Source organism: Aquabacterium sp., from assembly GCF_016234775.1.
Lineage (GTDB): Bacteria > Pseudomonadota > Gammaproteobacteria > Burkholderiales > Burkholderiaceae_C > Aquabacterium.
Map to the genome: position 1 here is coordinate 185,661 of NZ_JACRAH010000042.1, position 12,616 is coordinate 198,276.

Sequence of the window (12,616 nt, forward strand, 5' to 3'; positions counted from 1 at the left end):
GACCGTGCTTGTAACATCGGGCCTGTGGCCCTGCTGTTGGGCCGGGAAGGCGAGGGCCTTCCAACCGAGACACAAGCATGAGCGCTGAGCAAGCAACTCCTTCTTCCGGACAAGGCGCGTGGTCGCGCTGGCGCCGCCCTCTGGCCATCGTGGCGGCCTTGGCCGTGCTGTGGACGTTGCTCGTCGGCATGTGGTTGCCAGGCTGGTTGCGCCCCCGCATCGAGCAGGCTGCGGCGCAAGCCTTGGGCACGCCCGTGAGCCTGCAGGCCTTGCAGATCAGCCCCTGGCGGGGTGAGGTGGTACTGGATGGCCTGGCCGTGGGGCCAACGGCCGCGCCCATGCTGCGCATCCAGCGCGCCCAGGCGCAGATCTCGCTGGAATCCATCTGGCGCCTGGCCCCGGTGCTGAGGCGTGTGCGCATTGACAAGCCCGATATCTGGATCGAACGCCAGAGTACTGAACGCTTCAATTTCTCAGCCGTGCTGGACAAGCTCACGGCGCCATCCCCCCAGCCGCAAAAGGATGATGAACCCGCACACTTCGCCGTGTTCAACATCGAGGTGAACGAAGGCCTGGTGCGCTACAGCGACCGTGTCCTGAACCAGGAACACCGCGTTGATCGGTTGCGCATCGGCGTGCCCTTTGTGTCCAACCTGCCCAGCTTCGTCAACGTCGACGTGAAGCCGCAATTGAGCGCACGCGTGGACGGCAGTGCCTTGTCCATCGTGGGCGACACCTTGCCCTTTACTGAAGGCATGCGCTCCGCCGTGCACCTCAAGTGGGATGGCGTGGACGTGCCGCATTGGGTCAAGGTGGTGCAGCCCTTTGTGCCGCAACCCTGGGCGATGTCTGCCACAGACGGGCGGCTGGATGCCGACCTCACCCTGAAGTTTGAAGAACGTAAGCCGCCTGCCGTGCCCAAACTCAGCATCGAAGGTGGACTCAAGCTGAGCAAGCTGGCCTTGAGCCTGCCGCATGCGCCTGAACTGGGGCAAGTGGAGGCAGGCTGGCAGACGCTCGATATCCAGGGTCTGGATGCCCAGCCTCTGGAGCGTCAGGTCAAGCTCGGCGCAGTCTTGCTGGACGGGGTGCAATGGCGCAATCGCCCGCTGACAGGCAAGAAGGGTGAGCCCAAGCCGGTGGTGATACCGGCAAGCCAGCAGGACTCGGCATCGAGCCCCAAGGCTTCACCCGCCTCGACATCAACGACCACGTCTGGCACCAGCCCTTGGTCATGGCAGATCGGCCAACTTCAGTTCAACCTGGCTCGGTTGGACGCACAAACCCAGGCCACACAGGCCTGGCCCGTGATCGACCTTTTGCGTCTCAAGGTGGAAGGCTTGAGCAGCCAGGCCAAGGCCGCGCCAGCCACCTGGCAGCTGAACCTGCACGACGAGCACGACGCCAGCCTGCTGGCGCAAGGCCATGTACATGCGGCCCGGCAGATGGTGGACATGCAGCTCAACCTCAGCAAGGCACAAATCAGCCCCTGGCTGGCACCGTTGGCCGATTCGCTGAAGCTGCCCTTGCGTGTTGAGCAGGGCCAGCTGGCGGTGCAGGCTCAGCTCAATGCCCGCTTGAAGGCCGCATCGGCGCTGGAGCCAGCCGAGGCGCGCCTCATCGCTGGCCACGTGGCGATCAGCCAGTTGCGTGCGCCTGCCTCGCAGAAGGGGATCGCTGACAAGGTCTTGCTCGATGAACTGTCCCTCGATGGCATACAGGTCCAGCTGGACTTGGGTGAGGGGGCTGCCCTCAGAACTGTGAGCGCCGACAAGCTGACCCTCAACAAGCTGGATGCCGCTGTGACGCGTGGTGCCCGTGGCGAGTGGCTGGGCATGGCGCCATCCAGCGCACCACCCGCCAGCAAGCTCGCAGAACGTGCAAGTGACAAACGAGGTCAAACGGCCCCCGCGCCTCAGTTCACACTCAAGGAGCTGTATTGCCGCGCCTGCCAGTTTGCCTTCAAGGATCAGGGCGTGAGCCCGGCCGCCGCGTTCGAGCTGCATCAGACCGATCTGCATCTGGCGGATCTCAGCCAGGACTTGAGCCGCCCGATCGCGCTGGATCTGGACACGCTCGCACAAGGCAAGGGGCGCGTGCGCATCAAGGGTACCGTCAAGCCGCAGCCTGTTCAGGTGGATGCCCGCGTCCACGTGGCCAGCCTGGACTTGCGCGCCATCCAGCCCTATATCGACCCGATGGTCAACATCACCCTCGCCGGCGCCAAAGCCCAGATGGATGGGCAGTTCAAGCTGCAGATGCCGCCCAACAGCGGCATGCAGGTGCGCTACAAGGGCCGCGTGGGCCTGACCGATGTGCGCGTGCTGGACCGCGTCAACGACGCCGACTTCCTGAGCTGGCAGGTCCTGACGCTGGATGGCGCCGATGTGGCGCTGGATGGCGAGGCCGTGGACGCCAACCTGGGGCGCATCGCATTCAAGAATTTCTACGGTCGTCTCATCATCAACCCCAATGGGCAACTGAATGTGGCGGGCATCATGCGCCATGAGGCTGGTGGACAGGCGCGCTCGCTGACTACGCCCGAGCCCGCGGCGTCATCGCCATCGACCAGACCCGTGGCTGCCGTCGCACAGCCGGCGGCCAGCGCACCTGCAGCAACGGCCAGCAACAAGCCCACGCCCAAACTGCGCTGGCAACAGATCCAGCTGAGCAAGGGGCGTGTGGATTTCACCGACAACTTCATCAAGCCCAACTACTCGGCACGGCTGACGCAGATCGAGGGTGATGTATCGGCCGTGTCATCGACCAAGCCCGAGCCCGCCACCGTCAAGATCGCTGGCGCGGTGGATGACGCGGCCCCCTTGCTGATCACCGGGCAGCTGCATCCGCTGGGCCCCAAGCTCTACACGGACATTCAGGCCACGGCCAAAGGCATCGAGCTGACCCGCATGACACCGTATGCGGCCCGCTATGCCGGCTATGCCATCGACAAGGGCACGCTGTCGGTGAACGTGCACTACAAGGTGGACGGCGGCAAGCTGGACGCCAGCAACCAGATCTTCCTGGACCAGCTCACCTTTGGTGAAAAGACCGACAGCCCGGACGCGGTCAAGCTGCCGGTGCTGTTTGCCGTGTCCCTGCTCAAGAACAGCAAGGGTGAAATCGACATCAACCTGCCGATTTCCGGCTCGCTCGATGATCCTCAGTTCTCGGTGGGCGGCATCATCTGGCGCGTGCTCGTCAACCTGATCACCAAGGCCGTGACGGCGCCGTTTGCGCTGCTGTCAGGTGGTGGCTCGGACGAGCTGGGTTATGTGGCGTTCGATGCGGGGCAGGGCGAGTTGTCTGACAGCGCACGCCAGCGTCTGGATACGCTGGCTGCCAAGCTGGTGGACAGGCCTGCGCTGAAACTGGCGGCGACGGGGCGTGCGGATCCGGATGCCGATGCCGAGGGCTTGCGCCAGGCGCATGTGGACAAGCTCATGCGCGCGGCCAAGGCCAAGGCGACCGGGCAATCACCGGCTGACGTGCAGATCAATGCGTCAGAGCGCAGCACCTGGCTGGCCGCCGCCTACAAAGCCGCCGACATCAAGAAACCGCGCAACCTGGTCGGTATGGCCAAGACCTTGCCGGACGCCGAGATGGAGGCCATGCTCAAGGCTGCTGCCCCGGTCAACCCGGAAGCACTGCGGGCCCTGGCCAACCAGCGTGGCGACCAGGTCAAGGCCTATCTCGCCCACAAATTGCCGCCGGAACGTGTGTTGCTGACCGCTTCCCGCGTGGGCAAGCAGGATCTGCCGGATGACAAGGGGCCGGCCACCCGCGTGCAGTTCGAGATCAAGTAAGAGCCGCATCAAGGTTTGGGCGCAGCCACCAAGGCATCGATCATGTTCTTGACGGCGCGCATCTGAGGCGCTTCGCGGCGGTTGAAAGGCAGGCCGCTGCCGAACTCCCACTTGTCACTTGGGGGCGTGGTGTAGCCCCAGAAGTCCCAGCAACCCTTGGGGTTGAAGCCAAAGGCTGAACCCGGGTTGATCTGGCTGCTGGGCACCACCTGCGGGTACAGCACCACGATGCCCGCGCTTTCCGCCCAGCGGTTGTAGCCCGCTTGCTCGACAAAAATGGTGCCGTAAGGCTGTCCATTGCTCATCACGAAGTTCTGCCCTTGTTCGCAGCCATGAAAGGCCACGTGGAGCTTGCAACGTGCGTCTTTTTGTTCACAGGCCTTGGGCACATACAACCAGCCCGTCTTGTCCAGGCTGTCAAAGACGTCTTTCTGGCGGTAGGGCGTCTGGTCGAAGGGCTGGAGTGAGCCCGTCGTGGCGTCAGCCGTGGGTTGGGTTGATGGTGGCAACTTGTAGATCCAGCTCAGCAGTTTGCCGGCGCCATCGATCTTGCAGCCGTTGATGTAAGGGCTGCGGGTGACCTGGCACTGGCCATCGGCGGCGATCGGCATGCCGTGACCAGCGTGCGGGCCCGATACCGTTTGCACAGCCGGGACGCGGGCATCGGCATAAAAGCGGGCCAGCCCTTTGACGATGGAGGGGTCCACCACGGGATCGTCTTCACCCCAGTACAGCCAGACACGGTGCTTGCGCAAGTTGCTGATGCCATCCACATGGCCTTTGTTGCCCGCGATGGCGCTGGTGGCCCGTTCAGACAGGATTTTTTCAGGCAGGTGCACGCAACTCAGGCGCGACACGGCCGTCATGATGCCCGCGGGGCCGCTGTTGTCACTGATGTCGTAAGGGCAGGAACATGTAAGGGCGGCGGTGGTGACCGAACCCATCGAGCAACCGTAAGGGCCGGCTGCCACAATGCCAGCGCCCATCACGGTGCGCGAGTAGGCCACTTCGAACTGTGCGGCCATGTAGCCACCGGATGACAGCCCGGATACCGAGACGGCCTTGGGGTTCAATCCCAAGGCGGGCAGCGTGGGGGTTGTCGTCTGGGCCAGCGCCAGGGCGGGCAGGTTCAGCGCCATGGACAGGCATAGACGAACAGCGCGCTTCAGCTGTATGAAGGCAAGGGCCATGTGGTTGCTCCCGATGTGAATGTGTATTTGCTGCGGTGCAGCAACGCGTTCACGATAGAGGAGTGACGGCGTCTTGTCCAGAAAAAGCCAAGGGCCCTGCACCAGTTCGGTGGAGGGCCCTTGGGACTGCTTGGAGGCAGCTGATAGATGACAGCGTTGCTTTCGCAACCATCCTTCGGCTTGCTCAGGATCTCAGGCAGTTTGTCAATTCGCGACTTGCTGCCCTAATGAGGCTCTGATCGACCAATGATTTTGGTTGGATTTCTTTAGAATTGAAACTATTGTCAGAGGCAGGTCGGTATTTGTGCTGAATTGCCACTTAAATTATCCTGAAACCCGCTGTGAACTCGCAGTGGCGATGCGTTCGTGGCTGAACATTCGGCTCACACCTCTCTGATGGCTGGGGAACACTTGTCGCGCAACTGTTACCGTTTCGATCGTTTCGAGCTTTGTCCTTCCGAACGGGTGTTGTACCTGGAGGGAGAGCCGACCAACCTGGGCGCCCGTGCTGTCGATGTGTTGACGGTGCTCGTGTCCGAAGGCGGGCGTCTGGTCAGCAAGGCGGAATTGCTCGACCGGGTCTGGCCGAACCTGGTTGTCGAAGAAAACAACCTGCAGGTTCAGATCTCCTCGCTGCGCAAACTGCTCGGCGCCAAGTCGATTGCGACGGTGCCTGGCCGCGGATACCGTTTCTGCCTGCCCGTCGAATTTGACGGCGAGCAGCAGCCTGTGGGGTTGGCGCCCTCAACGGTGACCATGGGTGCCTATCCAGCGCCTGTGGACGTGTTGTCTGTCCTGCCAGCCTTGCCTGGTGCGGTTTGGGGGCGCGAGGCCGATCAGGCTGCGCTGGATGCGCTGCTGCCTGCGTCTTTGATCACGGTGGTGGGGCAGGCAGGCATTGGCAAGACGGCCTTTGCGCTGAGTGCTGCGCACAACTGGCGGCCTCATTGGCCTGATGGCGCAGCCTGGGTTGAGCTGGCGGCCATCGCTGATCCAGATCTGGTGGTGTCCATGGTGGCGCAGGGCCTGGGTTTGTCGTCGGGGGGGCAGGATCCCCTGCATGCCTTGGTTGCGGCGCTCAAACCCTTGCAAGCCTTGCTGGTCATCGACAATGCGGAGCATGTACTGGATGCCGTGGCCAAGTTGGTTCAGGCTGTGCAGACGGGCGCGCCGAATGTGCGCGTCCTGGTCACGAGCCAGTTGCCCTTGCGCTTGCCTGCCGAGCGCGTCTTCCGCCTGGGGCCGCTGTCCGTGCCCGAGGCGGGCGTGACGGTCAGCGAGGCCATGCAACACGGCGCCGTCGCGCTGTTCGTGGACCAGGTCAAGGCCATCAACCGCTATTTCGAACTCAGTCAGACGCAACTGGATCGGGTCATCGGCCTGTGCCGCAAGCTGGACGGCGTGCCGCTGGCCATCAAGCTGGCTGCGGCGCGCGTGCCGCTTCTGGGTCTTCAGGGCGTCGAAGAGCGCCTGGGTGAACGTTTCAAGCTGCTGCACGGCAACAGCAACGTCACACCATCACGGCAGCAAACCCTGCTGGCGGCGCTGGACTGGAGCCACGAGATGTTGTCCGCACCCGAGCGTGCGGTGTTCCGGCGCCTGGCCGTGCTGGCGGGCGGCTTCACGCTGGATCTGGCCAAGGTGCTGGCACACGACCAGGATTTGGACGAGTGGGCCGTGATCGACGTGCTGGGCTCCCTGGTGGACCGTTCGCTGGTGATGGCCGATGCGGGGGAGATGCCGCGCTATCGCTTGCTCGACAGCATGCGTGACTATGCTGGTCTCAAACTGGTCGAGTCGGGTGAGTTGCCTGATATCCGTAAGCGTCATGCCCTGGCCATTGCCCTCATGATGGATCAGGCCTATGAAGACTATTGGGCGCAGTCCGATGCGCAATGGTTGTCGCATTACGGCCCGGAAATCGACAACGTGCGCATGGCTTTGGACTGGGCGGTGCAGCACGACCAGAATCTGGCGGTCAGGTTGCTGGGCGCCGCGGGCCCCTTGTTCCTGTTGATGGGCCTGGCGCCCGAATGCCGCCTGCGCGGACAGAGCCTCGAATTGCTGGCTACCAGCCCGCAGCCGGGTGCTGACGTGGCCCGGTTCTGGCTGGAGCGCAGTCGGCTGTACTGGGGTGTGGGCAATAACCTCATGCACGATTTCGCCCTGCGTGCATCAGCGCTTTATCGCGCGGCGGCTGATCGCCGCGGCTTGTACCTGGCGCTGCGTTGTCTGGCTGGCAGTGGTGTATTGCCGCCAGTGCAGGCCATGTCTGCACTGGATGAGATGGCCTCCCTGGAGCAGCCGGACTGGCCCGCGCGACTGTGCACCCAGCGCTTGCTGGCAGAAGTCAGTGTGCTCAAGTCCATTGAACACATGGCCGAAGCCCGCCGCGTATGCCAGACCTTGTTGGTGCGGGCGCAAAGTGCCGGCCTGGAAGGGGTTGTGTCGGCAGCACTCAATGATCTGGCCTCCATCAGCATGGCGCTGGGCGACACGGATGCGGCCATCCTGACGTGCGAACAGATCCTGGCGCGCGGCCGCCACCGTCGTGACAACTTCGTCCTGCATGCGCTCGCGGTGATGGCCTGTGTGGCCTTCGTCAAGAGTGACCTGCCTTTGGCCCGCGCTGCCTTGACCGACTTCGTGAGCGCTTCGCGTAGCCGTGACTGGGAGTGGCTGGGCCTGTATTCAGGTTTGCTGGCCTTGCTCGCTGCCCTGGAAGGCCGTCACGAGGCGGCCGCCCGCCTGGTGGGCTACACCGCAAAGTCTTACGAACAACTGGGCTCGCGTGATGTGGTGACGGTGTACGCCTGGTCACGCGTCAATGGCCTGGTTCAGGACGCACTGGATGCAACCGTGCTGGATCGGCTCAAGAGCATGGGTTCCGATCTGGACCCTGAGTCGGTGTGCACCTGGGCTTTGTCGTCTCCGCCCGGTTAGCCAGGAATCACGAGCATGCAGCCGCCGCAGGGCACGCCTGTCTCATCCATGTCAGCCTGGCTTGGCGCCATCGGGCTGAGCCGGTTGGAGTCTTTGCTGCTGGAAAACGGCATCGCCGAAGACGTCATAACCAGCCTGACCGAGCCCGATCTGGAAAAGCTCGGTCTTACCATGGGTGATCGCAAACGCCTGATGAGAGCGATCCAGGATTTGCTGTCGGGTGCGCAGACTGCACCGCCGGTCATGCCGGCGGTATCGCCAGCCGCGCACACCGAGTTGCGCCAACTCACCATCATGTTCTGTGACCTGGTGGATGCCACGGCGCTGTGCGCGCGGTTGAGCCCCGAACAGTGGCGCCAGGTCGTGCTGGCTTATCAGCAGGCTGCCGTGGCGGTCATCACCCGTTGTGGTGGCACGGTGGCGCAGTACTTGGGCGATGGCTTGCTGGTCTATTTTGGCTACCCGCAGGCGCAGGAAGATGCTGCTGTGCGCGCCGTGCATGCTGGGCTGGAATTGCTGGACCGTATCGGTGAGCTTGACATCGCCGTGGACGACCATGAGCACGTCAGACTGCAATTGCGCATAGGCGTCGACACTGGTCGCGTGGTGATCGGTGACATCGGCGCAGGGCCCCGGCGGGAGCAACTCGCGCTGGGCGATACGCCCAATATCGCTGCGCGCCTGCAGGCGCTTGCGCGGGTCAACACCGTACTCATCACCGACCAGACGCGTCGCCTGACCGCCGGCAGTTTCACCTATGAGGACCACGGTGTGCACACGCTCAAGGGCGTGACCGAACCGCGTCAGGTCTGGCGTGTGACCGGCGTGAGCGACACCCTCAGTCGTTTTGATGCGGCCAGCGGCGAGCAGTTGAGCCCACTGGTTGGACGCATACAGGAGATGAGTCTCCTGATGGACCGCTGGCAGACCGTTCTGCAAGGGCAGGGACAGGTGGTGCTGTTATCGGGTGAGCCGGGTATCGGCAAATCCCGCATGCTCAAGGAGTTGTGTGATCGGCTCGGCAACGCTGGCTTGACGGCTGTGCATCTGCAATGCTCAGCCCATCGTTCAGACAGCGCCTTTCATCCCTTCATCGATGCGATGGAGCACCTGTTGCGCTTGCGGCCAGAGATGCCGACGTCTCTCAAGCTCGACCGCATTGACGCGCTGGTCAATGACCGCATCGGAGCTCAGGCGCCTCGACATGCGGCCTTGCTGGCAGCGATGTTGTCGATCCCTTCGGACGGTCGTCATGAGTTGCCCGTGAGCAGCGCCCACCAGCGTGAGCAGGACATCATCGAGGTGTTGGTGGACCTGCTGCAGGCGCGGATGGACCAGGAGCCCTTCCTGATGTTGTTCGAAGATGCGCACTGGGCCGATCCGGCATCTATAGCGGCACTCAACGCTTTGGTGGAGCGGGCTCGGCAGGTACCTGTGCTGATGGTGGTCACCCATCGCCCTGAATTTGTTCCGGCGTTTGACCGACAGGCTCACGTGACGGCGCTGAAGGTGCCGGGTCTGAGGCGCGCGGAAGTGCTGGCACTGGTGTCTCGGTTGATGGGCGATCAGGCTCTGCCCGATGCATTGGCGCAGCAGATCGAAAACCGCACGGACGGTGTGCCGCTGTTCGTGGAGGAGTTGACCAAATCGGTGCTGGAGCTGGCCAGCCGTGATGACGCGGGCATGCCTGCTGCCAGCACGCTGCCATCGACCTTGCGGGACTCCTTGATGGCGCGTCTTGACCGACATGCCGTGGCCAAGGAGGTGGCACAGATCGGGGCTGTGATCGGCCGCGAGTTTGCCCATGATTTGCTGGCGGCCCTTTTCCCCCAAGGCGCTGATCAGTTGGATGATGGCATCCAGGCTTTGCTGAAGTCGGGCCTGGCTTCTCGCCAGGATGGTGCACACGGTCCGGTGTATGTATTCAAGCACGCCATGGTGCAGGACACGGCTTACGACTCCTTGCTCAAGGTTCGCCGAGAGGGTTTGCACGCCGCGATCGTTCAACAGCTGGAGGCCCGCTACCCTGAGACAGTACGGTATCAGCCCGCCTTGTTGGCGCGGCATGCCAGTGCCGCAGGCTTGGTTCGTGCTGCCATTCCCTATTGGCGCAAGGCCAGTGAACAGGCCATCAACCGGCTGGCACTGCATGAGGCCGCATCCCATCTTCAGGCGGGCTTGCAAGCGTCTCAGCGCTTGCCTTCCGGTACCGACCGTGATCAGGTCGAGTTGCAGCTGCACGCCTCGCTGGGTACCGTGCACATGCTCGGCAAAGGGTGGGCAGCTCCAGAAGTGGAGCAGGCCTACAAGCGCGCCAACGAACTGGCCAGTGCCGCTGACAGGATCGATGAAGCCATCTGGCCTCTGTGGGGTGTGTGCGTCTATCACCAGGTGCGCGGCGAGATTGGGCAGGCCCAATCGATCGGGCGACGCATGGGGACGGTGGCCAGGCAGTCCAACAGCCGTCATGCCTGGTTGGTGCACAACATGATGCAGACCCAGTTGTGCTTCTACGGCGGGCAACTGTCAGAGGTGCCTGGTTATGGCGAACAGGTGGAGCATGGCTTTAACGATCCGCAGGATCGCAGTCTGATCGCACTGTATTCAACCGATCTCAAGCTGGTGAGCATGGTGCACGGCCTGCATGCGCAATGGATCATGGGGCAGATCGATGATCTGGATGCGTCCTATGCGGCCATCGAACAACGAGCCCTGGCACTTGAGCACCCGTATTCGCTGGCCTGGGCGCGCACCTGGGGTGTGATGGCCTATCTGCACGCAGGTGACCTGGATCGCTTGTTGCCCAGACTGCAAGCGGGCTGGCACCTGGCTGACGAGCACGGCTTTGCCTACGTGTCCGCATTGGCGCGCTTTGCGATGGGCTGGTGTCGCACCCGTCTGGGGCAGATGGACGATGGCATCACGCTGATGACCGAGGGCATTACCGCCTTCCAGGCCACCGGCGCAGGCATCGTGTTGCCGTTTTTCCTGACCCTGATGGCACAAGCCTGGGGGCAGGTCGGGCGATTTGACGAGGCTTTGGCCTGTCTGGCGCAGGCGCGTGAGCTGACTGATCGCGGTGGCGAGCGTTGGCATGATGCCGAGTGGCACCGCATCCGAGGCGATGTGCTGCGGCAGATGCCCGGGGTGAACCTCAACGAGGTGCGTGCCGCCTACCAGCAGGCACTGGCTTTGGCGACAGCCCAGCAGGCCACCTTGTGGCGAGTGCGCGCCGAGGCGGCACTCGCGTCATGCGGCTGACGAAACCGAAGCGTTTGTCAGTTCAGGCGGGCGCAAAGATCCTGGCCATGTTGGTCGGATCAAAGAAGGCCATGGGCGTCACCGTTTGGCCAAACACGCCGTAGTAGTTGTCGATCTGCTCCTGATTGCCTGCCAGGGCCATGAACAGCTTGATGACATCTTCCGTGGGGGGCGCCAGCTTGGCCATCTCCTGTGCAAACTGTTGCAAGGGCACGGATACCGCATCGCGGCGTGCCTGATAAGTGGCCAGGCTGTCGTCCAGCGAGGCTGGGCCTTGCAGGCCTTCGTGGATGAGTGTGGCGGCCAGCTCGGCATCGCGCAAGGCGTTGGATATGCCGGCAGCGGTGATCGGATCCATGGTGACCCCGGCATCACCAACCAGGCACCAACCGGGGCCGGCGGCCTGGCGGCAGAAAGCGCCGATGGCGCCACTCAACCACTCGTCATCTCGCTGCCCGGCCTGGACGCGTGCAGCCAGACCGGGGGCCAGGGTGGCCAGCTCCGACTGGAAGTGCGCTCCCATGTCTTCACGGGCCGGGCGTGATGCGCGTCCGGGCTGGATAACGCCAATCACCGAGCGACCGTCATTGGTTTCCCACGCGTAGATCATGCGCTCTGGGCGGGAGAAGAACTCGACCCCATCCAGCTCAACGCCCCTGAAGTACGAGTAGAGGTTGTAGGAGCCCGCCTCCTTGGGGAACTCGTTATAGCTCTCGGCGCCCACCGCGCGGGCCACGCGTGAGTGGGTGCCATCGGCGCCAACCACGATCCTGGCGTGAGCCGTGAACGCGCTGCCATCCTGCAGGCGGCCCCTGATGCCCGTGACACGGTCACCGTCCTTGAGCACGTCTTCAAACGTCACGCCTTGGCGGAGTTCGGCGCCGGCTGTCAGAGCTGCATCCAGCAGGACCTTGTCCAGTGCCAGTCGCCTGGGGCCAATGGCTGCGCCGACAGTCGTGCCTGGCGGCTGCCCGCGTAGTACCAGTTCACCCAGATCCAGGGAAAAACTGGTCAGCAGGGGGCAGTTGGTGGCCTTCACGGCGTCCAGCAGACCCCACTTGTGCAGCAGGTCCACACCGGCGTGCCAGATCAGGTGAGTGGACAGCCTGACGTCACTGGGTAGCTTGGCTTGGTCAACAATCAGGACCTTGTGACCTTGGCGGGCCAGCAACATGGCAGTGGCCGCGCCGCCGCAGCGACCGCCAACAACGATGGCGTCATACATGGTTGTGCTTCCAGACAATTTTTATGAGGTGACAGGAGTCGAGTCTCGTTGCATTGCAAAGCATAGGTCAACCCTGTGTCAAGCGCGCGGCGCGCCATTTTGGATACAACATCGGGGCGAATGTCCTGAAATGCGGGTTTCGGCAACTTTCCACACATCAAGCATTGAGGTGCTTCAAGTTCGGTGCTTTT

The 12,616-nt window shown here is 63.1% G+C and carries 5 protein-coding genes; 3 read left to right on the plus strand and 2 right to left on the minus strand.

What is annotated here, in order from left to right; all coding sequences use genetic code 11:
* Positions 1–77 precede the first annotated feature (77 nt).
* Entirely contained in the window at positions 78–3,806 is a 3,729-nt protein-coding gene (locus HY836_RS13080; protein WP_290676590.1) for a DUF748 domain-containing protein, read from the plus strand.
* 8 nt (positions 3,807–3,814) lie between these two features.
* On the opposite strand, the gene HY836_RS13085 is transcribed toward HY836_RS13080, so the two are convergent.
* Entirely contained in the window at positions 3,815–4,996 is a 1,182-nt protein-coding gene (locus HY836_RS13085; RefSeq protein WP_290676591.1) for a hypothetical protein, read from the minus strand.
* Positions 4,997–5,392: 396 nt separating this feature from the next.
* Here HY836_RS13085 and HY836_RS13090 point away from each other — a divergent pair, with 396 nt between their 5' ends.
* Together HY836_RS13090 and HY836_RS13095 are read left to right on the plus strand one after the other, a co-directional pair.
* The gene (locus HY836_RS13090; protein WP_290676592.1) at positions 5,393–7,939 is read left to right on the plus strand and encodes a winged helix-turn-helix domain-containing protein; all 2,547 of its coding nucleotides are present in this window, start codon (positions 5,393–5,395) and stop codon (positions 7,937–7,939) included.
* A gap of 15 nt (positions 7,940–7,954) precedes the next feature.
* A complete protein-coding gene (locus HY836_RS13095) occupies positions 7,955–11,200 on the plus strand; it encodes an adenylate/guanylate cyclase domain-containing protein (protein ID WP_290676593.1) in 3,246 nt (1,081 codons plus the stop codon).
* A 22-nt stretch (positions 11,201–11,222) separates the two neighbouring features.
* Here the strand turns inward: HY836_RS13095 and HY836_RS13100 are convergent, their stop codons facing one another.
* Positions 11,223–12,425 carry an NAD(P)/FAD-dependent oxidoreductase gene (locus HY836_RS13100; protein WP_290676594.1) on the minus strand — a complete coding sequence of 401 codons (1,203 nt, stop codon included), beginning with the start codon at positions 12,423–12,425 and terminating at the stop codon, positions 11,223–11,225.
* Positions 12,426–12,616 lie beyond the last annotated feature (191 nt).